Origin of the sequence: Pseudomonas sp. St290, from assembly GCF_018325805.1 — a bacterium.
Classification (GTDB): Bacteria; Pseudomonadota; Gammaproteobacteria; order Pseudomonadales; family Pseudomonadaceae; genus Aquipseudomonas; species Aquipseudomonas bijieensis.
Genome location: NZ_AP014703.1, coordinates 3,902,962 through 3,928,029, shown reverse-complemented (window position 1 = coordinate 3,928,029; position 25,068 = coordinate 3,902,962). Strand labels below are relative to the sequence as shown.

23 protein-coding genes are annotated in these 25,068 nt (G+C 59.8%); 7 read left to right on the top strand and 16 right to left on the bottom strand.

Features of this window, described 5'->3' with window-relative positions; translation table 11 throughout:
* Positions 1–47: 47 nt before the first annotated feature.
* On the top strand, positions 48–971 hold the full coding sequence (locus PBDP_RS17165; RefSeq protein WP_212801009.1) for a LysR family transcriptional regulator: 924 nt from the start codon (positions 48–50) through the stop codon (positions 969–971).
* Between the two features lie 160 nt (positions 972–1,131).
* On the opposite strand, the gene PBDP_RS17160 is transcribed toward PBDP_RS17165, so the two are convergent.
* From PBDP_RS17160 to PBDP_RS17140, 5 genes are all read right to left on the bottom strand, one after another.
* Positions 1,132–1,875 carry an SDR family NAD(P)-dependent oxidoreductase gene (locus PBDP_RS17160; RefSeq protein ID WP_212801008.1) on the bottom strand — a complete coding sequence of 248 codons (744 nt, stop codon included), beginning with the start codon at positions 1,873–1,875 and terminating at the stop codon, positions 1,132–1,134.
* A gap of 174 nt (positions 1,876–2,049) precedes the next feature.
* A complete protein-coding gene (gene phnE / locus PBDP_RS17155) occupies positions 2,050–2,817 on the bottom strand; it encodes a phosphonate ABC transporter, permease protein PhnE (RefSeq protein WP_109753148.1) in 768 nt (255 codons plus the stop codon).
* The gene (gene phnE / locus PBDP_RS17150) at positions 2,814–3,641 is read right to left on the bottom strand and encodes a phosphonate ABC transporter, permease protein PhnE (protein ID WP_212801007.1); all 828 of its coding nucleotides are present in this window, start codon (positions 3,639–3,641) and stop codon (positions 2,814–2,816) included. The genes phnE (PBDP_RS17155) and phnE (PBDP_RS17150) overlap by 4 nt, the downstream gene beginning before the upstream one ends.
* Positions 3,635–4,432, bottom strand: coding sequence for a phosphonate ABC transporter ATP-binding protein (locus PBDP_RS17145; protein ID WP_212801006.1), 798 nt, complete (start codon positions 4,430–4,432; stop codon positions 3,635–3,637). Before PBDP_RS17145 ends, phnE (PBDP_RS17150) begins: the two co-directional genes overlap by 7 nt.
* Positions 4,429–5,280, bottom strand: coding sequence for a putative selenate ABC transporter substrate-binding protein (locus PBDP_RS17140; RefSeq protein ID WP_109753145.1), 852 nt, complete (start codon positions 5,278–5,280; stop codon positions 4,429–4,431). The genes PBDP_RS17145 and PBDP_RS17140 overlap by 4 nt, the downstream gene beginning before the upstream one ends.
* A gap of 289 nt (positions 5,281–5,569) precedes the next feature.
* Between PBDP_RS17140 and PBDP_RS17135 the strand changes: the two genes are divergently transcribed.
* The 4 genes from PBDP_RS17135 to PBDP_RS17120 all read left to right on the top strand — a co-directional run bounded on the left by PBDP_RS17135 (position 5,570) and on the right by PBDP_RS17120 (position 10,138).
* Positions 5,570–6,505 (top strand): Ppx/GppA family phosphatase, encoded by a 936-nt coding sequence (locus PBDP_RS17135; protein ID WP_176687660.1) that lies wholly within the window; start codon positions 5,570–5,572, stop codon positions 6,503–6,505.
* A 252-nt stretch (positions 6,506–6,757) separates the two neighbouring features.
* The gene (locus PBDP_RS17130; RefSeq protein WP_109753143.1) at positions 6,758–7,855 is read left to right on the top strand and encodes a carboxynorspermidine decarboxylase; all 1,098 of its coding nucleotides are present in this window, start codon (positions 6,758–6,760) and stop codon (positions 7,853–7,855) included.
* A gap of 25 nt (positions 7,856–7,880) precedes the next feature.
* The gene (locus PBDP_RS17125; RefSeq protein ID WP_109753142.1) at positions 7,881–9,125 is read left to right on the top strand and encodes a saccharopine dehydrogenase family protein; all 1,245 of its coding nucleotides are present in this window, start codon (positions 7,881–7,883) and stop codon (positions 9,123–9,125) included.
* Between the two features lie 509 nt (positions 9,126–9,634).
* Complete coding sequence (locus tag PBDP_RS17120) at positions 9,635–10,138, top strand: GNAT family N-acetyltransferase (protein ID WP_212802511.1); 504 nt, start codon at positions 9,635–9,637, stop codon at positions 10,136–10,138.
* Positions 10,139–10,258: 120 nt separating this feature from the next.
* Here PBDP_RS17120 and PBDP_RS17115 read toward each other — a convergent pair whose 3' ends face one another.
* The 3 genes from PBDP_RS17115 to PBDP_RS17105 are packed head-to-tail and all read right to left on the bottom strand — an operon-like array spanning position 10,259 to position 11,930.
* The gene (locus PBDP_RS17115; RefSeq protein ID WP_249411864.1) at positions 10,259–10,981 is read right to left on the bottom strand and encodes an SIR2 family NAD-dependent protein deacylase; all 723 of its coding nucleotides are present in this window, start codon (positions 10,979–10,981) and stop codon (positions 10,259–10,261) included.
* 48 nt (positions 10,982–11,029) lie between these two features.
* Positions 11,030–11,509, bottom strand: a complete 480-nt coding sequence (locus tag PBDP_RS17110) for a DUF4760 domain-containing protein (RefSeq protein ID WP_092252564.1) — start codon at positions 11,507–11,509, stop codon at positions 11,030–11,032.
* Positions 11,502–11,930 (bottom strand): DUF1810 domain-containing protein, encoded by a 429-nt coding sequence (locus PBDP_RS17105; RefSeq protein ID WP_212801005.1) that lies wholly within the window; start codon positions 11,928–11,930, stop codon positions 11,502–11,504. Before PBDP_RS17105 ends, PBDP_RS17110 begins: the two co-directional genes overlap by 8 nt.
* A 241-nt stretch (positions 11,931–12,171) precedes the next feature.
* On the opposite strand from PBDP_RS17105, the gene PBDP_RS17100 reads away from it, so the two are divergent.
* Both PBDP_RS17100 and PBDP_RS17095 read left to right on the top strand, forming a co-directional pair.
* Positions 12,172–12,954: a hypothetical protein gene (locus PBDP_RS17100; protein WP_109753138.1), complete on the top strand. Its 783-nt coding sequence runs from the start codon at positions 12,172–12,174 to the stop codon at positions 12,952–12,954.
* Positions 12,941–13,606 carry a LuxR C-terminal-related transcriptional regulator gene (locus PBDP_RS17095; protein ID WP_109753137.1) on the top strand — a complete coding sequence of 222 codons (666 nt, stop codon included), beginning with the start codon at positions 12,941–12,943 and terminating at the stop codon, positions 13,604–13,606. Before PBDP_RS17100 ends, PBDP_RS17095 begins: the two co-directional genes overlap by 14 nt.
* A 105-nt stretch (positions 13,607–13,711) precedes the next feature.
* On the opposite strand, the gene PBDP_RS17090 is transcribed toward PBDP_RS17095, so the two are convergent.
* From PBDP_RS17090 to PBDP_RS17055, 8 genes are all read right to left on the bottom strand, one after another.
* Positions 13,712–14,410, bottom strand: a complete 699-nt coding sequence (locus PBDP_RS17090; protein WP_212801004.1) for an outer membrane protein — start codon at positions 14,408–14,410, stop codon at positions 13,712–13,714.
* 84 nt (positions 14,411–14,494) lie between these two features.
* Complete coding sequence (locus PBDP_RS17085) at positions 14,495–15,010, bottom strand: SRPBCC family protein (RefSeq protein ID WP_249411792.1); 516 nt, start codon at positions 15,008–15,010, stop codon at positions 14,495–14,497.
* A 7-nt stretch (positions 15,011–15,017) separates the two neighbouring features.
* Positions 15,018–18,437 (bottom strand): polyketide synthase family protein, encoded by a 3,420-nt coding sequence (locus tag PBDP_RS17080; protein WP_212801003.1) that lies wholly within the window; start codon positions 18,435–18,437, stop codon positions 15,018–15,020.
* Positions 18,438–18,511: 74 nt separating this feature from the next.
* On the bottom strand, positions 18,512–19,603 hold the full coding sequence (locus PBDP_RS17075) for a phosphopantetheine-binding protein (protein ID WP_109753134.1): 1,092 nt from the start codon (positions 19,601–19,603) through the stop codon (positions 18,512–18,514).
* Between the two features lie 119 nt (positions 19,604–19,722).
* Complete coding sequence (locus PBDP_RS17070) at positions 19,723–21,486, bottom strand: FAD-dependent monooxygenase (protein WP_109753133.1); 1,764 nt, start codon at positions 21,484–21,486, stop codon at positions 19,723–19,725.
* A 3-nt stretch (positions 21,487–21,489) separates the two neighbouring features.
* Positions 21,490–22,101 (bottom strand): HAD-IB family hydrolase, encoded by a 612-nt coding sequence (locus tag PBDP_RS17065; RefSeq protein WP_109753132.1) that lies wholly within the window; start codon positions 22,099–22,101, stop codon positions 21,490–21,492.
* On the bottom strand, positions 22,091–23,611 hold the full coding sequence (locus PBDP_RS17060) for a class I adenylate-forming enzyme family protein (RefSeq protein ID WP_116832641.1): 1,521 nt from the start codon (positions 23,609–23,611) through the stop codon (positions 22,091–22,093). The genes PBDP_RS17065 and PBDP_RS17060 overlap by 11 nt, the downstream gene beginning before the upstream one ends.
* Positions 23,612–23,691: 80 nt before the next feature.
* Positions 23,692–24,705: an SDR family oxidoreductase gene (locus PBDP_RS17055; protein WP_116832640.1), complete on the bottom strand. Its 1,014-nt coding sequence runs from the start codon at positions 24,703–24,705 to the stop codon at positions 23,692–23,694.
* Between the last annotated feature and the right edge of the window lie 363 nt (positions 24,706–25,068).

Genomic DNA, 25,068 nt, shown 5'->3' with positions numbered 1-25,068 from the left:
GATTATTGGTTTAACTATTCGTGATACATGAATAATGAGGCGCGACATTGGACCGATTACAAGCCATGCAGGTGTTCCGGCGCATCGTTGAACTGGGTGGTTTTGGCAAGGCGGCCGATGACCTTGGGCTACCCAGGGCCACCGTCAGCCTGCTGATCCAACAGTTGGAAGCGCATCTTGGGGTGCAGTTGTTGCAGCGCACCACCCGGCAGGTGCGCGCAACGCTTGATGGCCAAGCGTATTACCAGCGCAGTGGCCAGTTGCTGGATGACCTCGATGACCTGGAAAGTTCGTTGTCGGCGCAGCGAAGCCAGCCGCGCGGCACCTTGAAAGTGGACATGCCCATTGCCTTCGGGTGCACCTGGATCCTGCCGCGCCTGGCGGATTTCTACCGCCGCTACCCGGCGTTGCAACTGGATCTGGGCTTCCACGACCGCCAGGTCCATCTGCAGCGCGAGGGCGTGGATTGTGCAATCCGCGCCGGCAATGTCGTCGACCAGGCGTTGGTGGCACGCCCCATCGTGCGCCTGCACCAACTGACCTGTGCCAGCCCCGGCTATCTTGCCCGCGCCGGGACGCCTGGGCGGCTGGAGGATTTGCCGGCGCACCAGGTCATTGGCTTTGCGTCTGGCAATGGACGGTTTTTCCCGTTCGAATTCGAGGTGGCGGGGCGGGTGCGCGAAATGCAATTGCCGAGTGAACTGAACGTCAATAACGCCGACGCTTATGTGACCGCCTGTGAGGCGGGATTCGGCTTGATCCAGGTGCCGCGTTATCACGTGCAACGGCAGTTGGCCGAGGGCAGGCTGGTCGAAGTATTGAGCGAGTATCGCGTGCCGACGTGGCCGATCTCAGCGGTGTACCCGCCCCATCGACAGTTGTCGCCCAGGGTGCGGGTGTTTATCGACTGGGTGATCGAGCTGTTGCACGGCGAGGCGGATGCGCAGAGGGCGCTGATGGAGCGGGCGTAGAGCCATGCGAAAACCTTGTGGGAGCGGGCTTGCTCGCGAAGGCACTATCAGGTTAAACATCATCGTTGGCTGACAGCCCGCTTTTGCGAGCAAGCCCGTTCCCACAGATCGTTCCTTGTCGTGCCGAACCGCTGCTTCTTCTAGCCAGGACTCGCCACAATCAACGCAAGGTGTAGCCGCTGTCCACTACCCAGTCCTGGCCATACACGCCCCGTGCCCCCTGGCTCAATTGGAACAGGATGACATCTGCCACGGCTCCGGGTTCGAGGAATTGCCCGTTTAGAAGGCGCTGGTTGACCGTGCTTGCCACTGAGCCCAGGGCCTCTTCATTAAGGCCCAGGGTGCCCCAGATCGGTGTGGCGGTAGGCCCCGGTGAAACCATGTTGATGCGAACGCCAAGGGGGGCCAGTTCAACGGCCAGGGTGCGCATCTGAGCGCGCAAGGCGGCTTTCGAGGCGATATACGCGGCCAACCCTGGAAAGGTGACCCGCTCGAGGAACGTACCGATGAACACCACGGACGCCTGGGCTGACAGGTGCTCGCGCAGGCTGCTCAGGGTATTGAGGGCGCCCGCGCCATTGACAGCCCATTGCCTGTCGAAAGCGGCCAGGTCCAGGCCGTCGGCAAGTTGCGCGATTCCCGCATTGGGAATCAGACAGTCCACCGGGCCGATGGAGGCAGCCAGTTGTGCCAGCCTGGCCTGGTCACTCGCCTGCGTCACGTCACCGGGCAGCCAGGACAGTCTGTCGCCAAACCGTTCGACCAGTTCGCCGAGGCCACCGATCTGTCGCGACATCGCGATCACGTTGGAGCCGCGCTCCAGCAAGCGTTGGGTGACGGCCAGGCCAATCCCCGAACTGGCACCGGTGACTACACTAAGAGCAGGTTTGAATTCATGACTCATGTGGCTTTCTTCCTAGGTTCGCCAAAAGGGGCGGCAGACCTCATCAGAAACTGTGCCAACTCAGAATGCCTTGCCAGTCAGTGGCTTGGCGTTTGCTTGGTTATTTTGACTCGGTTGCGTCGTGGTCATTAAGACCTGTCGATTGGTCTTTATGACTACGCCGTGCAACAGCCATCAAGCCTTGACCCACCGCTGGCGGCTCCAACTGCTCAACGTATCGACCGCAAAAACCAGCAATAGCATTGCCAGGATCACCGTGCTGCCCTGTGCTTCCTGGAACAGGCTGAGGCTGACGTAGAGCATTTGCCCCAAGCCGCCGGCGCCGACGAAGCCGAGCACGCTGGCCATGCGTATGTTGTTTTCCCAGCGGTACAGGACATAGGCCAGCAGTTGAGGCAGAAGGTTGGGCAGCGTGCCGTAGCAGAACGCCAATACGGCATTGCCGCCTTGCAGGCGGATCGCGTCGGCCGGTTCGGAAGGGGTATTTTCCAATGCCTCGGCGAACAGCCGGCCGAGCACGCCGGTGGTGTGCAGGGCCAAGGCCAGGGTGCCGGCATTGGGGCCGAGCCCGGCGGCCAGGACCATCAGTGCGGCCCACACCAGTTCTGGAACGGCGCGCAAGGCATTGAGCAGCAGGCGCGAAGCGCTCTGCGGGGGCCAGCCGAAGCGACCGGCCGCAGGCAGGGCCAAAAGCAGGCCAAACACCGCCGCGAGCAGGGTGCCAAGGGCCGACATGGCAAGGGTTTCCAGGGCGCCGTGAGCGATCGCCTTCAGATGACCCGGGCTCAAGTCCGGACTGAGAAAACGCTGCGCGTAAGCCCCCATCCGGTGCAGATTACCGCTGTCGCCAAGCTCGCTCAGGTCGATGCCCAGGTAGACGAACGAGGCGACGACCGCCGAGCCGATGCACAGGACCATGACCGCGTTGAGCAGGCGCTTCATGCCAGCCTCCAGCGCAGCAGGCGGCTGAGTTGATCGGCGAGCAGCACCAGCATCAGGAACGTCAGCAGCAGGCTGGCCACTTCACCGCCGGCGAACATTCGCAACGACAAATCCATTTGCTGGCCCAGGCCTCCGGCACCGACGAACCCCATCACCACCGAGGCGCGGATGGCGCATTCCCAGCGATACACCGTATACGACAGCAGTTCCGCCGCGACATTGGGCAGGATCCCGTAGCAGAAGGCCGCGAGCCGGCTGCTGCCGGACTGCAAGAGTGCGTGGGCCGGGCGCTGGTCGACCGACTCGTAGATTTCCGCGTAGACCTTGCCCAGCATGCCGCTGTAGGTGATGGCGATCGCCAGTACGCCGGCGGTGGGGCCGAGGCCGACGGCGCGTACGAAGAGCAAGGCCCAGACGATTTCCGGGACGCTGCGCAGGAAGATCAGCAGGCCGCGTACTGGCCAACGCAGCAGTTGCCCCCAATAACCCGGATGCCCGGCACGGGAGGCCGCCGACAGTGACAGGGCGCGGCTGGCCAACAGGCTTGCGGGCACCGCCAACAGCAAAGCCAGGGCCATGCCGGCCGTGGCGATAGCCAGTGTCTGCAAGGTGGCCTGCCACAGCAGTTCGATGAATTCGTCGCCATGGGCGGGAGGCCAGAAGGCCGCTACAAACCGGCCCATTTCGCTCTGGCTGTCGCTGGTGACCAGCACTCGGAGGTCCAATTCGCTGAACTGGATGCCGGGCCAGAGCAGGATAAGGGCCAGCAGGCTGAGCAGCAGGCGAGGGCGGCTGGCGGGGTCTCGGGTATCGCGTGTCAGCATCGGGGGATCTGCACGCTCGAGGGCGGGAGGGGCGTTGGCGAAGACTGCAGCTGTTCGTTGGCGTAGAGCGTGTCGAGCAACGGACGGTCGACCGCCTCGGTTGGCAGGTCGAACAGGATCTGCCCATCACGCAGGCCGATGACCCGGGAAAAGTGCGCCAAGGCCAGTTCCACCGCGTGCAGGCTGGCAACCAGGGTAACGTTGTGCTCCCGGGCATGGCGACAGAGCACCGAAAGCGTGTGCTCGGCTAAAACCGGGTCCATGGCCGAGACCGGTTCGTCGGCCAGCAACACCTCCGGCGCCTGATACAACACCCGGGCAATGCCAACGCGTTGCAACTGTCCGCCGGACAGCTGCTGGCATTGCGCGAACAACTTGTCACCCAGGTCCAGCCGGGCCAGCGCCGCCCTGGCGCCTGGAATATCCAGCGGATGCAGCAGGTTCAACAGGCTTTTGCCGATGCCCCACTGACCGAGTTTTCCAGCCAGGACCGCGGTGACCACGCGTTGGCGTGGCGGCAGGGGCGGCGCTTGGTGGACCAGGCCGATACGCGCGCGCAGGCGCTGACGCTGGCGGGCAGACAACTGCCAGGCGCGCTCGCCGAGCAGTTGCAGCTCGCCGCTACCCGGGCGCAGGGCGGTGGCGAGCAGGTTGAGCAGGCTCGACTTGCCCGCGCCGGACGGGCCGATGACCGCGACCTGTTCGCCCGCGCCGATGTGCAGGTCTATGCCCCGCAGCGCCTGGACACCGTTGGCATGGGTAACGCTGACCTGGGTCAGTTGCAGGGTCATTTGAGCAGTTCGGCGGCGCGCGCGGCTTCCTCGATGCCCTTGTAGTTCTCAGGCTTGGTTTCGATGAAGCGACTGGCGGCCTGCAGGTCGAGGATTTCCTTGTCTTTCGGGTTGGCCGGATCGAGTGCCAGGAAAGCTGCCTTGATCTTGGCCGCCAACGCTGGGTCGAGGGTGCCGCGCACCGTCCAGTTGTAGTCGAAATAGGTGGGGGTAGTGGCGAAGACCTTGACCTTGGTCGTGTCGACCTTGCCGGCCGCCACCAGTTTTTCCCAGACGCTGGCGTTCAGCACCCCAGCGTCCACCTTGCCGGCCTGGACCCAGGCGACGGTAGCGTCATGGGCGCCCGAGTAGCCCACGCGGCTGAAATAGCTTTCCGGCTTGATGCCGTCCTTGAGCATGAAATAGCGCGGCATGAGACTGCCGGAAGTCGACGACACCGAGCCGAAGGCAAAGGTCTTGCCCTTGAGGTCGGCGAGGGATTTGACGGCCGGGTCGGCGGTGATGAATTTACTGGTGAACTGGGCATCCTGTTCGCGCTGTACCAGCGGGATGGCGTTGCCGGTTTTCAGGCGTGCCTGCACGAAGGTGAAGCCACCCAGCCAGGCCATGTCGATCCGGTCAGTGGCCAGCGCCTCGACCACGGCCGGGTAGTCGCTGACGGGGACGAACTCGACTTTCATGCCGGTTTGCTGTTCCAGATAGGCACCCAGCGGCTTGAACTTGCGCAGCAACTCGGTCGGGGCCTCATCGGGAATCGCACTGACTTTCAGGGTATCGGCGGCCTGGGTCAGCAGGCTGCAAACAGACAGGGCAACGCCGACGGCCAATGCCAGGGAACGCTTGAGCATGGAAGATCTCCGGTACATGAAGGCAGGAATGTTGACGCATCACGCCCACGGGGAAGCGGTACGCCGTTCTGTGAGGGTAGACGAAGGAGAGGGATATTAACCGTTTCCGGCCTTGAACTCATCCAAACCCCTTGTGGGAGCTTGCTTGCATCGCCACGCGTCTGCTTCCGTGGCAACGCGCGTGGTGTGTCATCCAGGTGTCATCGAAGCCAGGCAGGATCCTCGCAAACCATCGTGGGATGTCCGGCAGCGCTTGTGCCTGCTGGCTGATGAAGCAAGGAACACCGCTATGAAAGGCGACGCCCCTCTGTTCGCGGCCATTGACCTGGGCTCCAATGCGTTTCGCCTGATGATTGGTCAGTCGGTAAAGCGTAATCGACGCCTGGTGATCCAGGAGGTGAAAACCCTGCGCGAGCCGGTCCGCTTGGCTGAGGGCCTGCAGGCTGGGGCTCTGGACGAGCTGGCGCTGGATCGGGGTTGGCAGGCCCTGGCCCGATTTGGCAAAAAGCTGCGTGGCTTTGAAGCCACAAGGGTGCGGGCAGTGGCGACCAGTGCCGTGCGCGAAGCGGCCAATGCCCAGTTGTTCCTGGCCAGTGCCGAGCGGCACCTGGGGTTTCGGATCGATGTGCTGTCCGGTCATGAAGAAGCCCGGCTGGTGTATGCCGGTGTTGCCCATACGGTGCCCGGTGTCGAGCGTACGCGGCTGGTGGTGGACATCGGCGGTGGCTCGACCGAACTGATTCTGGGGCAGGGCGCTCAACCGTTGTCGACGGAAAGCATCGCCATCGGCAGCGGCACCTTTGGCGCACGTTACTTTCCGGGTGGCTGTATTACCGCCCAAGCCTTGTTGGAGGCTGAGCGAGTGGCTACCCAGCAGTTTGAAAAAGTGGCGGCTGGTTATCGCGCGCAGGGCTGGCAGCAGGCGATCGGCTCTTCCGGTACTGCGCGGATGTTGGCCAAGGTGCTCAAGGCCAATGGTCTCAACGACTTTGGACAAGGCGGTATCACCTACGGTGGGTTGTTGCGTTTGTCGTTGAAGCTGCTGGACGTCGCTCATCTCAACCAGCTCAGGTTGGCCGGCTTGCAAAGCCATCGCCTGGGCATCTTGCCCGGTGGCCTGGCTATCATGCTGGCGGCCTTCAAGACTTTCGGTATCTCGAACATGATCGCTTCCGAACCGGGCCTGAGGTTCGGCGTTCTTCATGGCCTGATGCATCAGCACTGATCGCGGACGGTCGTTGTCATTACCGTTTATCAGCGACGGCTCAATTTCGGGCATCAGCGCTTCATCGGTTGTCCCTTGTTTGCCGCAACCTCCAGCATTTCATCGCCTGGGCAGCAGCTGCGTCCGCTTATCGCAAGCATCGGCCTGGATCAGGGTGATTGCATGAACGGAACTTTTCGCTCTTTCGATATGCAGTCAGTGAAGGCACAATGCGCATCCTTTTTTGGCTCGCCTTGCCCGGAGGCCTCGAAAATGATCAAAACGCCGTACTACCTCATCGATAAACAAAAGCTGCTGGCGAACATGCAGAAGATCGCCTATGTGCGTGAGCAGTCCGGGGCCAAGGCCTTGCTGGCGCTCAAGTGCTTCGCCACCTGGTCGGTGTTCGACCTGATGCAGCAGTACATGGACGGCACCACGTCGTCGTCGCTCTACGAACTCAAGCTCGGCCGGCAGAAGTTCGCTGGCGAGACCCACGCCTACAGCGTGGCCTGGGCCGACGACGAGATCGAGGAGATGCTCGCCAACTGCGACAAGATCATCTTCAACTCCATCGGCCAGTTGCAGCGTTACACCGAGGCATCTGCCGGCAAGGTCCGTGGCCTGCGGGTCAATCCGCAAGTGAGCAGCTCCGATTACCTGCTGGCGGACCCGGCGCGACCGTTCAGCCGCCTGGGCGAATGGGATCCGGTGAAAGTCGAGCAAGTCATCGAGCATATCTCCGGCTTCATGTTCCACAACAACTGCGAGAACGGCGATTTCGGTTTGTTCGACCAGATGCTGGGCACTATCGAAGAGCGCTTTGGTCACTTGCTGCATAAGGTCGAGTGGGTCAGCCTCGGTGGCGGCATCCATTTCACCGGTGAGGGCTACGCCCTGGATGCCTTCTGCGCACGGCTCAAGGCCTTCTCGCAAAAGTATGGCGTGCAGGTCTACCTGGAGCCGGGCGAGGCCGCGATCACCCAGAGTGCGTCGCTGGAGGTCACCGTGCTCGACACGCTCTACAACGGCAAGCACCTGGCCGTGGTGGACAGCTCCATCGAGGCGCACATGCTCGACCTGCTGATCTACCGCCTGAACGCCAAACTGGCGCCGAGCGAGGGCGAACACACCTATATGGTGTGTGGCAAATCCTGCCTGGCCGGAGACATTTTCGGCGAGTACCAATTCGATCGTCCGCTGTCCATCGGCGATCGGCTGTCGTTCATCGACGCGGCGGGCTACACCATGGTCAAGAAAAACTGGTTCAACGGTCTGAAAATGCCGTCCATCGTAGTGAAGCAACTCGACGGCAGCGTCGAGGTGGTTCGCGAGTTTGTTTACGACGACTATTTGTCCAGCCTCTCTTGAGCTGGCGGAAGGAGAAATAAAGAAATTGAAGAAGAACGTACTTATCATTGGTGCAGGAGGTGTCGCCAAGGTGGTGGCCCACAAGTGCGCGCAGCACAACGACGAACTCGGTCGTATTGCTATCGCGTCGCGCAACATCTCCAAATGCCAGGCCATCATCGACAGCGTCAAGGCCAAGGGTAGCCTCAAGCAACCCGCCGACATCAAGGCCTTTGCACTGAACGCTCTGGATGTCGAAGCGACCAAGGCGCTGATTCGCGAAACCGAGTCGCAGATTGTCATCAACGTCGGCTCTGCCTTTCTCAACATGTCGGTGCTGCGTGCCTGCATCGATACCGGCGTGGCCTACCTGGACACCGCCATCCACGAAGAACCGGGCAAGGTCTGCGAGACGCCGCCCTGGTACGGCAACTACGAGTGGAACCACCTCCAGGAGTGCCAGGAGAAGAACATCACCGCCATTCTCGGCGTGGGCTTCGACCCGGGTGTGGTCAATGCCTATGCGGCACTGGCGCAGCAACAGCACTTCGACCGCATTGATTCGATCGACATCCTCGACGTCAATGCTGGCTCCCATGGCAAATATTTCGCCACCAATTTCGATCCGGAAATCAATTTCCGCGAATTCACCGGACAGGTGTGGAGCTGGCAGGACAGCCAGTGGACCAGCAACACCATGTTCGAAGTCAAGCGCACCGATGACCTGCCGGTTGTCGGCTCGCAGAACCTGTACCTGACCGGCCACGACGAAGTGCATTCGCTGTCGAAGAACCTCGATGTGCCCAACGTGCGTTTCTGGATGAGCTTCGGCGAGCACTACATCAATGTGTTCACCGTACTCAAGAACCTCGGCCTGCTCTCCGAGCAACCGGTCAAGACCGCCGAAGGCCTGGAAGTCGTGCCACTGAAAGTGGTCAAGGCCGTGCTGCCTGATCCGAGTTCGCTGGCACCGGGCTACACCGGCAAGACCTGCATCGGCGACCTGGTCAAGGGCACCAAGAATGGCCAGCCGCGCGAGATGTTCATCTACAACGTGGCCGACCACGAGGAGGCCTACGCCGAAACCGACAGCCAGGGCATTTCCTATACCGCAGGCGTGCCACCTGTGGCCGCGGCCTTGCTGGTGGCCCGTGGCGAGTGGGACGTGCAGCGCATGGTCAACGTCGAGGAGCTGCCTGCCGAGGCGTTCCTCGAAGCGCTGGATGTGATGGGCTTGCCGACGCGCATCAAGGACGAGCATGGAGACCGTCCCTGGAACCAGAACGCCTGAAGGATTCCAGGCAGGTTCCGCCCTGGCTATCCCTGGATAGGAACTGCAGAATCACTCTGGATTCTGCAGGCGATTGAACCAGGAGACTCACCGTTGCGTGAATCCCTGGCAATCGGCGGGAAGCCTTGAAGAAATGCTCCGTATCGAAAGGTACGGGGCATTTTTCGTTTATGGCGCATCAAACAGATAACCTGTGGCGAGGGGATTTATCCCCGCTGGGGCGCGCAGCGGCCCTGAAGCCTGGCCCTGTGGTGTTTCAGGTAGACCGCATCCCGCTTTTGGGGATGCTGCGCAGCCCAGCGGGGATAAATCCCCTCGCCGCAAAAGCCCCCTCGATGTCCCATCCCTCTATCTCAACGAACGCGCACTGCGCCGCCTTTCGTGGCGAGGGAGCTTGCTCTCGCTGGGGCGCGAAGCGGCCCCAACACAAGTCCGCTCAAGCAAAAAACCTCGCCATGAATGATCACTCGACCTTACGATTGCGCTTCACGCCCCAGGAGAAACAATCAGTGCAACCCTTCAGGATTCGCGAGCTGGAAATCACCGATGTGCAAGCGCTGCTGGCTTTCGAAATCCATAACCGTGCATGGTTCGAGTCGCAGATCGATGCACGGGACCCTGCCTTTTATTCATTGACGGGCGTAACCGATCACATTGAAAGTTATCTGGCCGATTTTGCCGCGGGCGCCTGGCACCCGTTTGTCATCGAAGATGCCAGCGGAAGAATAGTGGGGCGGGCGAATTTGAAAGGCATCCATGCACCACACCGTTGCGCCGAGGTGGGTTATCGCATTGATCAACGCGTTTGCGGGCAAGGGCTGGCAACGCTGGCCCTGAAACACCTGATCCAGGCAGCACAGATGCGTTGGGGGCTTACGCAACTGGTGGCTTATGTCTATGAGAGCAATGTCGGCTCAAGGAAGGTCCTTGAGCGGTGCGGGTTTGTGCCTGATGCGCCGTCTTGTGACCACAAAACCGGGAGTTCTTCCAGATGGGTAAAACCATTCAAGTAGAACTCCCGACGTTCCAATCCTGAGGTTTCGCCGCAGCGTTACCGCGTGGCTGCAACGCGGCCTGGGTGGCGACGTCCTGGTTCAGTTCAGCGGTGTCGGGAAAGCCTTGCCGGCGACACTTCAACCCAACGCATCGACCAGCCTCGGCAACCAGTGGGTCGCATCGCCCACCAGTGTTTTATCGGAAGCGGACCCCATCGGTTCGATGTTGATATGCACCAGCCAGGCGCCATGTTCGGTTGCCAATGTGGGAATTCGCGCCGCCGGGTACACGTTTCCAGAGGTGCCAATGGAGAGCATGACGTCGCAGTCACGGGCAGCATTGAAGGCCTGGTCCAGTTCCTGTTCCGGCATCCCTTCGCCGAACCAGACCACGTTGGGGCGGACCTGGCCGTCGCAGTGCGGGCAACGCGGTGGTTCCAGGCTGTCGCAGTCCGGGCCGACATCCACGGGCAATGGGCCCAGATAGGGACGATTGCACTGGAAGCAACGAGCACTGGCCAGATCGCCGTGAAGGTGAATCACCTCCTTGGATCCGGCTCGTTCGAGCAGGTCGTCGACGTTCTGCGTGATGACGGTCACACGGGGCAAGCACTGCGTGAGCCTGGCGACTGCCAGGTGCGCGGCATTGGGTTGCGCCTCGTTAACCAGCGTCCGGCGCCAGCTGTACCATGCCCATACCAACGCAGGGTCTTTGGCGAAGGCGGCGGGGGTGGCCAGTTTCTTTGGGTCGTAACGCGCCCAGAGGCCGGTCGAGGGATCACGGAACGTCGAGATACCGCTTTGGGCGGAAATACCGGCCCCGGTAAAAATGGCCAGGTGCCTGGCCGTTCGCAGACGCATCACTGTTTGCGCGAAAATGGCTTCTGAATTCACAGTTCCATCCCCACGTCAGACCTGGGAGCACTGATCGCGCAACCAGTCGAAGTTGCTCCAGTACTTTCTGTCACCGCCGGGCTGGGCGCGTTTTGTCTCGATGAAAGGCGCAAGGATCTGGTGGCAGTGCTTGATGCTCGGCGCCCAGTTTTCGATGATGATGTGTTTGTTCTTGATCAAGTCGGCACGCAATAGAGCCGCGACAACGTCGTAGTTGGCGCAGGTCAGCGATGCATGCTGGACATGGGTCGCGTCCCACTGGTCATGATGCAGGGTCGACAATGTGGCGCGAACCGCTTGCCGGGCATCGCGGGCCTGGCTGGCTTGCAGGAACTCGACTATCGAAATGATGCTCTGGGCCTCGGAAGCCTGTTGAGTCGCTTTCAGTTGTGCCGTCAGGATGACCACCTGGCGAACGACCAGGTACATCGACAGCAAGGCCACCAGGGCCACGGCCACTTGGACTACCAACGTCCATGTTTCGTAATTAGACATTTTTTCTCTCTTGCTCCCTAAGTAATTCCAGTGTTCTCGAGTCGACGCTCACCCCACCATCCAGCGCCTGGGCATACACGGAGTGCTCGCCCGCGACCGCCGCAAAAAGCGTCATGCAGGATGCGAATTTCATGGCATCAAGTGCCCCCAGGAGTTTCTCTGTAGCGACGTCCGAGTCCAGTACGGCACGGGTCGCACGCTCGAGTCGCGGTCCCAGAAGCGGGTGATGCAAATACTCGCGCGCCTCTTCCATGCCGCGCAGACCATAGTAGGTGGCGTTCTCACTGACACCCAGGCCGCGTAATTGGGGAAAGATGAACCACATCCAGTGGCCTTCCTTGCTTCCACGCCGTAACTCAAGCAAGGCGTGGTCATAGGTTGAGGCTTGTGCCTGGACAAAACGCTCCAGCGATTCGGTCATGTGAGCCTCTGATACGGTTTCAAGGCTGAAGAGTGAAGCGCGTCCAGGCTCGAACAAAATAGTGGCTTTATGATGCCATGGCCGGGCGCGTATCGGTAGCCTTGACCATCACCCCCCCAGGCAAGGGCAAACCCTATAGCACACTTGCGCTATAGCGCCGCTCGGTACTCGACCCTAACCTATGAGCGCTGTCGGGTTTTCGACCGGATGCAACGAGCACATTTGAACAAGGACCTGTTTTTTGAAAAGCATACCTGCCAGAAAGTCCAACATCTGCCTGGCTTATCGCAAGCGCCTCGCAACGGTCTTCGCCGCCTCGGCCCTTGCCGTCAGTGGCTGGGGTTCTTCTATCGCCGTTGCGTCGGCATCCACGGCCAGTGAGACGTCCTCTGCCGCTTGCACCAACGAAGCGGATTTTCAGGCCGGGACAGTCGTGGAGTATGAAAGCCGGGACAATCTGTCGTCGGCCATCAGTCGCGGTAAAACCGAGACGTTGGGACGTGAGGTATTTGCCGGCGCGAATCCGGTGGCTTCGGCGCACACTTCGTTCCTCAATAATGCGCCGTTCTTTGTGACGACAACGTTCGCCGAGATCAAGGACGGTCGGCTGGTTCGCTACGGTGATCGCCATGGTGCCGGTGCATCGTTGGTGACCACCACCTACCTGCCTCCCGCTTCCACGCCGATTGATCTGCAACCGGGGCAGACCGTCACCGTCAGCTACAAAAACAAGGCGGTGAGTGCCGGCGCAACCGTTGAGTTCGATGTCGTTGAGCAGCTGACTTACAACGGTCGTGAAACGATCAAGACGGCCCTCGGTACGTTTGATACCTGCAAGTTCACCAATGAAATCTCTACTGGCTCGGCTTCCGCCAATCAGCCCAAAAACGTGGTCGTTGTGCAGAATTGGTTTCCCGCGGACGGACCTTATCGTGGTCAGTCGATCCGATCTGTCACGCCTCCCGCCCATGGTGTCGCACAGAGAATCACTGAAGTCGTCAAGATGCAGTATGGGACGCGATGAGAGACGCGTCTCGGGCCGGAAGATTTGCCGGATTATCGTGGCCGACGAACATCCGCTGTTCCGGGAAGGGATGATGGTGCTGCTGGAACGCCTGATACCTGACGCCATGATCGAACAGGCGGGAAATCTGGAGGAAGTACGGACGCTCGCAACCAATGGCCAACCGCTTGATACACTGATTCTTGAAATACGTCTTCCCGGCCTGGGCTCCGTCAGCGAGCTCGCGCAGTTGCGCCAGGAGCTCAAGCACACCTCCATGATTGTGGTTTCGACCCTGGATGACGGCGATATCATTGATCGTGTCATGGCGACCGGTGTAGACGGGTTTGTCGGCAAGAGCCTTTCTCCCGACCAGGTCGGCAAGGCCATCGATGATATTCGCCGGGGGGAAGTACTGGTCAGGTACGAGCCTTCGGACCCGCTGCCGCTCGGCTCCAACGATGATATGAGCAAGCTCACCTCCCGGCAGCGAGAGGTCTGGAAATTGATTGCCGAAGGCAAGACCAACAAGGAAATCGCGGCGGCGCTGGAGATCTCTCCCTTCACCGTGCGCATTCATGTCTCTTCGTTGATCCGCGCGCTGAATGTCCCCAACAGAGCGGTGGCCGCTGCACGTTTTGCCGGGCGCCAGACGCCTGCTACCTTGCGCTGACGGAAACCCACAAGCCTCGGAACAGGCGCGCGCATACCAAGTGTGCACAGCGGCAATCTGTCATGAAGGGTGAATCGGCACCCAAGGCGCCGATTCGTCCAGTGCTTACAGCCAGTACCGCAGGCCGAGCATCAAGGACTGGGCGTTGTACTGGGTTTCCACATCGGCCTGGGGCAGGCCCTGGATTTTGCCGAAGTTCGCTTCGCGAGTCTTGAAGTAGCGATAGTCCAGGGACATGGACCAATGCTCGTTGAGCTCATAACCGACGCCGGTGCCCAGTTGCCAGGCCGAGACAGTGTCGCGATGGGTGCCGCCGAACTCGACGCCGCCAGCCTCCAGGCCCTTGATGGTCAGCACCGCGTAGCCCAGGCCACCGCCAATGTAAGGCGTAAAGCGACTCAAGGGGGCAGGCAGGTTCGGGATGTCGTACCAGAGGTTGGCCATCAGGCTGCTGGCTTGCTCTTCGCCTTTGCCCTCGATGCTGCTTCCGCCCTCATAGACCCGGTTATTGAACTGGTCCAGGGTGTTGCGGCGATAGCTCAATTCCAACTCGGGCCGTAGCCCGACCGGGAACCGCCAGCCCAGTGCCAGGCCGGTGGCGAAGCCAGAGTGCAGCGGTTGATTGAACTCCATCTCGACGAAATCGTTGTCGTTCTGGGTCAGGTCCTGGTCAGCGACCCAGTTCACCCCGCCCATGGCACTGACATAGGGGCCGAGTGTGTCGGCGAAACTCGATGCTGGAGCGATGACACCCAGGCCAACGATGCCCATGGCGAGATACTGAGTTTTTTTCTGTAGGTTCATGCTAGATCCGAAATGTACTGTTATCGATAAGTAAGCAAAGCGAGTCCGGGAAGGTGCGTTCAGCACGCAGCCACCCGGAAGGGTTCATACGAGATGCAAAGGCGTCGCGGTTTTCTCGTGCCGCGAGGTGCCGATGGCCCGTTGTTCAGCCAGCGTGCACAGGTTGTCCAGTGCGGTGGTCATCGCCGCAGTCAACGCTTTGCGCAGCAACCCGCGATACAGGAAACTCAACGGCCCGGAAATCTTCGCGCTATGGATGACATGGGTTTCATCGGCAGAAAGCCTGCGCATCTGATGATCGAATTCGAGGTCGATCCAAAGCAGCCGTGCGCTGTTGCGATAGCTTTCGTGCAGGCTCACGGCTTCGAGTTTCAATGGCATGTTCAAGCCATTCTTGAGAACGCATTTGCCGCGCGTTCCCGCCTGGAACGAACCGTCGAGTCGACACTGGCGAACGTCGGTATCCCATAACGGCGCTTCTGAAAAATTGCTCCAGATCTTCCAGATTTCAGAAGGGGGCGATTTGACTATGATTTGCACTTTGACATCGTTCACGGCGATACCTTGGTTGTGGAGGGCACGGTCATGGGGCAGATCCATTCAATGCTCAGGCAGCCGGCGCCGATTGACTCAGCACCTGGGCGGTAATGTTGGCTTGACCGATTTTTTCGCCCCGGTTGAACAGGTCGATATAGATGCGGTTGGTCTTGAATGCCTGGAGCGACTCATCAAAACCGGCTTGCGGCGCCAATGACAGCGGGCTGTTCCTGGGGATGGGGCGATCCAGGGTGAAGCTCAATGCCAGCAGATTCATTGGGGTATTGAGTGGAATGCGCAGATGGCTGTGAGCGATCTGCATGTAGCACTGGCGCGCCACTTCGAGGAAATACACCATCGAATAGTGCGCGGGATCACCTGCCTGGAAGAAGTGTTCCGGCGGCAGTTTCACGGTGTCCACGCTCAGGCCCTGGGTGACGCCGCTCATGTCACTGACGATGACGTTCTCTTCCCTGGCCTTGTGCAGCAGGGCCTTGTCGCGGCAGGGCGTGGCGGTGAACTCGCCGGCTGGCGATGTTTCGAACGCCGAGCTGTAGGCCATCCCGAGGACGCAGGTGCACATCACTTTCCCGCCCTGCATGACCTTGGCATTGAACATCTGGGGATCCTGGCCTTGCTCGACGTGCAGATCGATCACGCCCTGCTTTTGTACGTATTGCTGGAACTTGATCGTCAGGCTCTTGATGTAGGCAACCCGTCCGCTCAGAGGGGGCATGGCCAGTTCGATCAGTTGCAGCACACCCTCGAGCAACAAAATGCCCGGGATGTGGTCCAGGGGATGATCGAAGAAGTACGGGTGCGCTTCATTCACCACGAGCTGGGCGTGCAGCGACTGAGGGTTGCGCTGGGCGTTGGCGATCACGATATGTTCCGCGCTGCGCTGCCAATGCGCCGGGCGCTGGGTTGCGTCGCCCCGGTGCAGGGCGAACAGGCTTTCCATCGCGCGTACTCGTACCCGCAGCCCGGAGAGCAGGGTGCTGGTGAGCGTGTCGCTCAGTTGCTGCACGTCGACGCCATCGTTCTGCGGTTCGCGAACCAGGCTGACAGGCGTGATGACTTGCTGCAGTTCGTGGGATGACGAATGGGCAAAGCGCAACATGAAGGGATGCTTGATAGGCGAACTGGCCTCGGCCGCTGTCGGGTTCCATTGGCGAAGCTTCTCGGTAAACAGCCACATCACCGTCTTGCCGGCGTCGCGCACCTCGATCACGGTATGGCGCGCGCCCCTCAACATCACCGCCAACAGGGTTTCGATGCCACTGGCTTCAGCCAGGAAGCCGGTCAGCTCCCGCAGTGAGCCGCTGGCGGGCGCCGCAACAGGTTGCAACTCGCAGACTTCGACGTTCGAATAGTTGCTCGGCTCCTTGCCCAACCGTCGGCAAGCCTCTTCCAACGAGTCGGCGGCGTGGGCGAGGACCGCGGCGTGGATCACCAGCAAGGGTTTGTCGGCGGCATCCGGTTGATAACGACGCAGCGCGACCAGCCCCAGGCCTTCACCCTGGGTGGTCGTGCTGCACCGGGCACGCTCTACTTCTACTTCAGCGCTGACAAAGCGTCCTGCGCCGAGAAGGAGCGTGGTGATGCCGTCGTTGAACCATTGTGGCGAGGCCAGCAAGGTTTGCCAGAACAGGCCCGTCGTGCCGACCAGGGTCTGATGGAAACCCTTGAAGTCGAAAATCTGCGCCGGATAACCGGACAACATGTTCGGCAGCATGGTTGCCACGTCCGTCACTTCGACGCCCGGTGCCGCACCTTGTGCCTGGGCGTAAAAGTTATGGGCGCTGCTATAGGCATTGCTGAAGCGCTCGCCACCCATGTTGCAGCACATGACCATCGCTGTGCCGGGCGAACCGGCCACCCCCGGCAAGCGTCGCAGCAAGTGATTGACGCGGTCGGTGATCAACAGTTTGAACGGATCGACATGAGCCAATGGTTTGGGGCCCATGCCAAAGCCGTCGATATCGATGACGTGGTCTTGTGCGAGGAATTGCCCCAGCAAAGGCTGGCCGGGAGCCGGGGTGTAATCGACGAAGCGCCCATAAGGGAACATGACCGCGGGGGCGGCCGGTTGATCGAGTTGCTGCTGGAATGACTGCAAGGAGCGGTGGCTGCCCAGCGCTGCTTCAGCCTCGACAATGGCAAGGTCCAGTGTCACCACGCCACAGGCGCTGGCCGAGGCCGGCTGGGGCGCGACAGGCTGGTCATCGGGAATGTATTCATCCACCACCAGGTGCGCGTTGGCGCCGCCGAAACCAAAACTGGAGATGCCGATCCGGATCGCGGACTGACGCTCCTCCAGGGGTTGCACCTGCTGGGTGGCGAGCCGCAGGCAGGTCTCGTCGACCTTGGTGCTGGGGCGGTAGCCGGGCTGGGGCGGAATGCCTTTATGGCGCAGGATCATCAATGCCTTGGCGAGGGAAGCACCTCCGGCAGCGGCCAGGGGATGGCCGATGACCGACTTGATCGAGCCGATGGTGATTTTCTTGCCGTCCGGGCGATGGGGGGCAAAGAAGCTGTTCAGCGAGGCCAGCTCCGTTGCGTCCCCCAGCGGAGTACCGGTGCCGTGGGTCTCGATGTAGTCCACGTCACGTGGATCAAGACCACGATAGGCACGTTGGTAGGCCGAGTACTGGGCCTGTTTGCCGGGCGCGAACACCGAGCCTTCGGCGCCGTCGGCGGACATGCCCAAGGCGCGCAGGACGCCCAGGGGACGGCGCTGCGCCGTCAGGGCCTGGGCGAGCGGCTCGACCAGAAAGGCGACCGCACATTCGCCCGGCACGATGCCGTCGGCGTCCTGGCCGAACGCTTCCATCCGGGCCCGGGCGGAGAAGGCCGTCAACTGCGAGAAACCCAGGAACAGTGCTGGCGGCAGCACGGTGTTGAGGGCCATGACAATCGCGTTGTCCGCCTGCCCACTGTTGACCAGCGCCTGGGCCATATCCAGGGCGTAAGGGAACGAACTGCATGCGGTGTCCACCGATAACGCCGGCCCACCCAAGGCAAAGGACGCAGCCAGTTCCGCGACCTGTTCACCGGGTGTAAACCCCGGTGGTGTGGCGGTTTTTCCGGACATTCCGGTGGCGAAATAGCTCTCGTCACTCCAGGATGTCGCGATCACCAGTGCGGTACGCGCCTTGTTCAGCTCCGAGCCTTGTCCGGCCAGTTGGCCAAGCAGTGCCTGGAGTACTTTCTTGCCGATGGCGACCTGTCTTCCTTCATGCCGTGATGGGGTCGACACGTCATCGGTCAGGCAAAAAGCGCTGTCCAGATAGATGCGATCCTTCTCGCCTGCCTTGGTTGAATAGATCGATGCCTTGTCCAATTCCCAACGGGTCGGCATTGATTCAATCGGTGCGATCTGCCCTTGCGAGAGCAACTGCCAAAGCGCATCCGTTGACGGCGCCCCTGGAAACTCGCCCGCCATCGCGCTGAAGCAAAAATCGCCCGTTGTCGTTACTGCGCCACTCATACCCTGTCTCCCTGATCGCCCAAAATGCTGGGTGACCTGTTCGATCACCCGGATTCCATTCCTGTTGCCCGCTGCTAGCTCAGCCTGGCCAGCAGCGACAGGGCATCCTCGGGCGTGCGACGGGACATCAACGCTTCACCGGCAAACTCGCTGGCAGAGCACTGTTGCGCCATGGATTGGCAGAGCGCCTCTCGGGCAAAGCCGTTGAGGCCCAGTTGTGCGAAGGGCGTCTGAAGGTCGATCGACTGCGCCGTCTCCGGGATCAACGGGGACAGGGCGTTGAGCAGCAGGTTTTCTTCCTGCCCTTGAGTGTCCGTCGCGGCAGGTGAGGGCGCTGCCTGCGGCTGGGGATCGGCCAGGGCAGCTTGAATCAGAGCGATGGTGGCCTGCGGGAACTTGGCGTTGGCCAGCTCGCTACTGTGGGCCTTGAGCTGCGGCCACATGGCAACTGCCGCTTCCAGGAAGTCCAACTGCACCAGCGAGTCCAGGCCCAGGCTTTCATAGCTTTGTGTCGGGTCGATCTGCTCAGCCGTAAAGCCGGTGATGGTCGCCAGTTGGTCGACTACCCACGCTTGGACGTCCACCGCGGGTGCCTGCGGATCGGCTTCAAGCCGTGCCAGCAAGGCTGTCGGGGTAGGGGCATCGAAGAGCTGCGAGGTGAGGTCTTTCTTTTCCGGGAAATGTTGGGCCAGGGACTCGAAAATATCCACCAGCCCCAGCGAGTCGATCCCCAGGCTCTCGAAGCTTTGATCAAAGTCGATCTGTTGCGCCTGGAACCCGGTGACCGAGCTGATTTCGGCGCGTAACCACTGTCCGTAACTGAGCGCGGCTGCCTGTTCGACGGCTTCGGCTTCGGCTTCGACTACGGGCGTCGGAGCCAGTATTGTCGGGTTCGAGTGAACCGGCTCCAGGGCCGCGATACTCTTGCTGACGGGGGCTTCGATCCCATTGGCATAAACGCCTTCAAGGACTTGTTGGTGAGCATTGAAATAATGCGCAGTGACAGTTTCGGCCTGTTCCAGAAGCCGCAGTAATATCGATTCCTTGGCGATATTCGATTCGCACAATGAATCAATGATCTTTTCTGAAAGGGAGAAATAGCTATGGGCTATTCTTCCATTGGACACGATGAATTCCTGTACAACATCGTTAAGTTGCAAGCGCATGGGAATCTCCTAACCAAGTCGGTCGAAATTTCTATAAGTAAGAAAGATCAAGAAATCATGGCCCAGGGCAGGGCCTTGTTTATGTCAATTAATCAAACTGGCAGTAGTCATGGAGCGACTTAAAGTTGGAGTTCCACTGCGTCGGTCTCGCAAGATATTGTTTTTCTGGCGCCCTTGAGCAACCCCGACCTTACGTTCAGATAAGTCACCAGCGTCATTGCATCGGCGCCGAGGAAAGCGATATAGCCGTCAGGCCGGATCAGCATCAACATGCCTTCCTTGGCGTGGTAGCGCTTGTGCAGCCGCCAATCGGGGTCCAGCAGTGTCGAGTGCCAGGCCGGCAGCCCGGCACTGCTCAGGGCATCGATCACGCAATAGGCCTTGATTCCCGGGTAGTCCTTTTCCACCGACTCGGCCAGCGCGTAGTAGCCTGGCAGCAAAGGGGAGAACTGGTCGGCCGCGCTGAAAATCAACAGCGTGAAGGTTCCATGGAACAAGTCGATCAAGCGTTTTGCCGGCATCCCTTGCAGTTGCCACAACTCGACATCGGGTGCCAGTTGCCCGGCGCGAGGCGGTGCACTCTGGAACTCGGGTTTCTTGCCTTTCTTGTTCCAGTTTCGGCGCTGTTTTTTCGTCACCGATTCTTGAATGTAGTCACTCTTGTCGTAGTGATACTGATGACCGGAAATCATCGACGGTAGTTTGCGCTGGACCTTGTTGCGGTTGCTCAACAGGGGCAGGACATTGTCGCGTAGCCAGACCAGGGCACGACGCCTGACGGTAATCAGCCCTGTCAGCCGGTGGGCGGTGTTCTCGACTTCCAGGGCAACCGGATAGCGCTCGTCGTTGTAGCTGTCCAGCAAGGACGGATCCGCCAGGTCCTGATCGACATAAGCCATTTTCCAGGCCAGGTTATAGGCCTCGGAAATCCCCAGGTTCATCCACTGCCCGCCGATGGGACTGCCGATGTGCGCCGAGTCCCCCAGCAGAAACACAGAGCCTTGCTGCATCGATTGCACGCGGCGATGCTGGAAGGAGGCGATGGTGGTCGATGAAATGTTCGACAGCGTCATCTTTTGCCCGCGTCCTTCGCACAAGCGTTGGAAATTCTCCAGGCTCAAGGATGGGCGTTCGCCTTCTGGCGGCAGGTTGTAGGGCATTTCGATGAACAGCCGATAACGCGATTGGGCACTGATCGGCGCAACCGCCACATAACCGTCCTGCGCACCCAGGAAGAACGCGCCCTCATCCTTGCTTCCGGACCATTGGATATCGGCATCGGCGAGCATGAAGAAGCGATCGTAGGATGAACCTTCGAAGGTCATGTCGAGGCGTTTTCTGATGTTGCTGCGAGCGCCGTCACAGGCGGCTACCCAGCGACTGGTGAAGTTTTCATCGGTGCCGTCGGCATGCTTGAGCGTCATGCGCACTGAGCCCGGCAGGTTTTCGATGTCCACTAGTTCGGTATTCCATTCCACCTCGGCGCCCAGTTCCTTCAGCCGCTCAAGGAGAATTTTCTCGGTTTGCGGCTGTGGCAGGCTCAGGAGCAGGGGATAGGTCGCATCCAGGTAGGAGAAGTTGTAGTTCAGCACCCGCTTGGCATTCGACTGCACCGAAAACTGGTTGATCGTGAAGCCGGCGCTGATGGCTTGCTCGGCAACGCCCAGGTCGCGAAAGATTTCCAGGGTCCGGGAATGGATGGCCATTGCCTTGGTCGCCGTCGAGGGGCCGGCGTTCTTTTCAATGATGCGAAACGACACGCCCCATTTCTTCAGCAGGATTGCCAGGGTCAGGCCAATAGGGCCGGCACCTACGATCATCACGGTCGGGGCGCTGCCAGGTCGCTTGAAATGCTTGGGGGCCAACGTGCTCAGAGTGTTCATCGATCAGTACCAGTTTCTGTAGAAGGGGGAGTGGGCAATGCTGAGCAGGGCATCGTCGCCTGATGAGTCGCCGTAGGCATAAATGTAAAAATCATCAAGGTTGCTCAAGCAGCCTTTGAGCCGCGTGACTTTCTCTCGCTCTACACAGTTGGTACCGGATATCCCGCCGGTCAGCTTGTTCTTGGCCGTTGCCAGGCGGGTGCCGCACACATAGTCAAAACCCGCGGCCTGGCCCCAGGGGATCAGGTAATTCTCCGGCGAGTTGCTGACCAACGCCGTGACGTGTCCCATGGATTGATGCCACTTCAGCCGCCGCAACGCCTCGGGCCTGAGCCAGAGCGGCAGCTGCTCGCTGATGAAGTACTTGGCATGCTCGCGCTCTTGCTCCACCGACAGGCCGCCCAGGTAACAGGCAATGAAGGCCAGGCGCGCTTGCATCAGCGGGGTGATGCCCACGATCACGCTGAGCATCTTGGGCAGCAGGGGAATGATCCTGAGCCAGAACGAACGGGTTCCCACGATAAAGCGCATGTAGCGCCAGAATGTGTGCCGGTCGGTCAGTGTGCCGTCGAAGTCGAAGACGGCCAGTACCGGTTGTGTGCTGTTAGCGTGCATGTGCCTCTTCCTTGAGAGAAGTGATCTCGATGGTCTTGGGCAGCTTGAAGCCCGATAGGTAGCGCGAAAGCAGGGTGGAAAGCGCGTTCTGGGTCAGCTCGCCGGTCCCCTCGACGCACAGGTGCAGCACGTTGACTTCCTTGTGGTCCGGGACGATATAGGCTTTGGCGCGCACCACGTCAGGGTGCTTGAGAGCGATGGATTCGATTTCCACCAGGTCGACCATCTGCGCCTTGATCTTGGAGATTCGCAGGCGTTGGCAATAGAAAAACACATGCCCATCGTCGTCCTGCCAGACCAGGTCACCGCTGTGGAACCAGCCGTCGCGGAAGAACCGCGCATTGGCGTCCTCGGCATCGTTGTAGCCGTCGATCACCATCGAGCCGCGTATCAGCAGTTCACCGATGCGCCCTGGCGCCACGTCCTGGCCCTGGGCATCGACGACTCGCAGTTCCACACCGCTGATCGGCTGGCCCATGGCGCCACGGTGGACTGGGCCAATCGAGCTCTGGACGATCACGGGCATGCTTTCGGTCAACCCATAGCCTTGCAGCACCGGATTGCATCCCAGCAGCTTCCCCAGCTTCTCGGCTTCGTCGGCCGGCAGGTGACTGCCGCCGGAGTAAATCATCAACTGCGGGTGCAACGGCAAGAGCGCGCCTTTGCGCTTGGCCAGCCGCGTATTGAAGTAGCGAATGACATCGGGCACCAGGCAGGCAAAGGTGACCTGATGTTCGGACAGGACTTCTGCCAGGTCTCGGTTGAGCAGGGTGTTGGTCATGAGCAGGGTGGCGCCCACGCTCAAGGGAAACACCATCATCACCGACAGGCCGAAGATGGCATACAGCGGCAGCGTCACCAGATGAACGGAGCCGACGCCTTGCAGATGAAACTGCTCATGCAGCCCATCGCTCGATTGCGTCAGGTCCAGATAACGGTGCGAAACAGCCAGAGGCCTGCCGATACCACGATAGGTGAACTGTACCGAGACGATCGGATTGCCCTCGGGCAACAACAAGGGCTCGATCTGGCGAGGAAGTTGAGAGATGGCCGTTGTGTTGGCGGGCAGGGGCGATGACGGTTCGCTCTCACCGTCCACCAGCAGGGAGTGCCTGACGCCGTTGTCAGCCTGGAACACCTCACTGTGTTGCCCCCATAGCGCTTCGGTCGTGACCACTAGCATCGGCCTGGCGAGACTGACGACGCTGTTCATTTCGAAGGGAGTCAACTTGTAGTTGAGGATGACCGGAATTGCACCCCGCCCGATGATCGCCAGGTAATAAGCGATGAACGCCACCCCATTGGGCAGCACCAGCGCTACTTTGTCTCCAGGCAATACACCGAGTGCCGTAAGGGCGCCGTTGCATTCTTCAGCCTTGATTCGCAACTGACGGTAAGTGACGGTGTCTTCTTCCGCGTCCAGATGCCGAATAGCAACTTGTTCGGGGAAAGATTCCGAAAAACCGACAAAGCGATGCAGAAAACCTTCTTTATATGAAAGGCTTTTCATTTACCAACCTCTCTCAATCCTTGGATGTTTGGCTAGTCAAAAAAGTACTACAGAGGCAGGCTATATATGAATTGTTTCAATTAAGCATCTGTGTAGTTATTGTTCCGATACCAATTCAGGGTATCGGTCAGGGTTTCAGCGACAGGGCGGAACTTGCACTCCAACTCCCTTGCACTTTTACTGTGGCTGAAATGAGTACGGCCTTGTTCCTGCTCCATGAGCTTGACCGTGGAAGTACTGATGAGCACCGGTTTTTTGGTAATCCGGTAATAACCTTCATAGATAAGTGCGATGATTCTCAGCATGAACAGCGGCACTTTTCGCTCTGGAGCCTTTATCCCGCTGACATTCGACAGCGCCTGGAAAATGCTCTTCATGTCCATGTGATTGCCGGCGGCCAGGTAACGCTCTCCGGACCTGCCGCGGGTGATGGCTGCGATTTGATGCTCGGCCACATCCCGGGCATCGACAACGGAAAAGCTTCCGGGGAGTACACCGGGCAATTTTTGTCCGACAAAGTCGAGCAAGAACTGGCCTGAAGAAGTAGGGCCGATATCACCAGGGCCGAACATCCACCCGGGCAGGACCATGGTGACAAACATGTCCGGGTGTTCTGCCAGGAATTGCTGGACTTTTTGTTCGGACAATATTTTACTCAAGTAGTAATCGTCAGCCTCCACCTCACTGCGAGACATGGTTTCATCGATCACTTGATCCCTATTGCCCTTCAATACGGCAATGGAAGAGGTATGGACTGCACGACGGATACCGGCGTCATAAGCCGCTTGCAACAAGCGCTCGGTACCGACCACATTAGTGTCGTAGAGTTTTTGCCAATGTTTCCCGCCTTTGTAACTGTCACGGAAATAGGCGGCTGTATGAAACAAGGCGTCACACCCTTGCAGGGCATGGCTGAAGGCATCGACATTAAGCATGTCGCCTTCGACCAACTCCACGGGCAAGCTGCCGAACTGTTTCCTGGCTTTCTCTACGGAACGAACCAGTGCTTTTACTTTAATGTTTCGTTTCAACAACGCACGAACGACATTGTTTCCGAGCAGGCCAGTAGCGCCTGTAACGAAGGCATATTCCATTAAAATCCCGCTCCTTTGAGGTGACCTGCCATTGCATCGAGGCTGGTATCGCTGACTCGATGCCCTGATCAGGGGTTGGGCTCCACCAACGGCGCAAGTAAAAACCATGCGGTATCTGAAAATCAAGCGGTATTTCGTCGGATTGTCGAACGGATGGCTCTGAACCGGGCCTAAGACGCGGTTTTTCACGCTTGAGCGGGGAGCGCAAAAGCGAAAAATCCGCGGTTAAGCCATGCAAAAGAGGCAGCGGAGCTCAAGAAGCAGCGGGACGTGATCGCCTGTACTACGGCAAAAAACGTGGCAGGTAGCTCATCTAGCGCACCCTTTCGATGGCGCAACTACATGGCACATACATGGCACTTT

What these genes read in the sequence shown, in the direction of transcription:
- PBDP_RS17080 (WP_212801003.1), bottom strand. Translation starts at nt 18,437, where the DNA reads ATGAGTGGCGCAGTAACGACAACGGGCGATTTTTGCTTCAGCGCGATG.
- PBDP_RS17065 (WP_109753132.1), bottom strand. Translation starts at nt 22,101, where the DNA reads ATGCACGCTAACAGCACACAACCGGTACTGGCCGTCTTCGACTTCGAC.
- PBDP_RS17085 (WP_249411792.1), bottom strand. Translation starts at nt 15,010, where the DNA reads ATGGATCTGCCCCATGACCGTGCCCTCCACAACCAAGGTATCGCCGTG.
- phnE (WP_212801007.1), bottom strand. Translation starts at nt 3,641, where the DNA reads ATGCTGACACGCGATACCCGAGACCCCGCCAGCCGCCCTCGCCTGCTG.
- PBDP_RS17095 (WP_109753137.1), top strand. Translation starts at nt 12,941, where the DNA reads ATGGGACGCGATGAGAGACGCGTCTCGGGCCGGAAGATTTGCCGGATT.
- PBDP_RS17135 (WP_176687660.1), top strand. Translation starts at nt 5,570, where the DNA reads ATGAAAGGCGACGCCCCTCTGTTCGCGGCCATTGACCTGGGCTCCAAT.
- PBDP_RS17110 (WP_092252564.1), bottom strand. Translation starts at nt 11,509, where the DNA reads ATGTCTAATTACGAAACATGGACGTTGGTAGTCCAAGTGGCCGTGGCC.
- PBDP_RS17090 (WP_212801004.1), bottom strand. Translation starts at nt 14,410, where the DNA reads ATGAACCTACAGAAAAAAACTCAGTATCTCGCCATGGGCATCGTTGGC.
- PBDP_RS17060 (WP_116832641.1), bottom strand. Translation starts at nt 23,611, where the DNA reads ATGAAAAGCCTTTCATATAAAGAAGGTTTTCTGCATCGCTTTGTCGGT.
- PBDP_RS17160 (WP_212801008.1), bottom strand. Translation starts at nt 1,875, where the DNA reads ATGAGTCATGAATTCAAACCTGCTCTTAGTGTAGTCACCGGTGCCAGT.
- PBDP_RS17115 (WP_249411864.1), bottom strand. Translation starts at nt 10,981, where the DNA reads ATGCGTCTGCGAACGGCCAGGCACCTGGCCATTTTTACCGGGGCCGGT.
- PBDP_RS17145 (WP_212801006.1), bottom strand. Translation starts at nt 4,432, where the DNA reads ATGACCCTGCAACTGACCCAGGTCAGCGTTACCCATGCCAACGGTGTC.
- PBDP_RS17105 (WP_212801005.1), bottom strand. Translation starts at nt 11,930, where the DNA reads ATGACCGAATCGCTGGAGCGTTTTGTCCAGGCACAAGCCTCAACCTAT.
- PBDP_RS17055 (WP_116832640.1), bottom strand. Translation starts at nt 24,705, where the DNA reads ATGGAATATGCCTTCGTTACAGGCGCTACTGGCCTGCTCGGAAACAAT.
- PBDP_RS17140 (WP_109753145.1), bottom strand. Translation starts at nt 5,280, where the DNA reads ATGCTCAAGCGTTCCCTGGCATTGGCCGTCGGCGTTGCCCTGTCTGTT.
- PBDP_RS17070 (WP_109753133.1), bottom strand. Translation starts at nt 21,486, where the DNA reads ATGAACACTCTGAGCACGTTGGCCCCCAAGCATTTCAAGCGACCTGGC.
- PBDP_RS17130 (WP_109753143.1), top strand. Translation starts at nt 6,758, where the DNA reads ATGATCAAAACGCCGTACTACCTCATCGATAAACAAAAGCTGCTGGCG.
- PBDP_RS17075 (WP_109753134.1), bottom strand. Translation starts at nt 19,603, where the DNA reads ATGCGCTTGCAACTTAACGATGTTGTACAGGAATTCATCGTGTCCAAT.
- phnE (WP_109753148.1), bottom strand. Translation starts at nt 2,817, where the DNA reads ATGAAGCGCCTGCTCAACGCGGTCATGGTCCTGTGCATCGGCTCGGCG.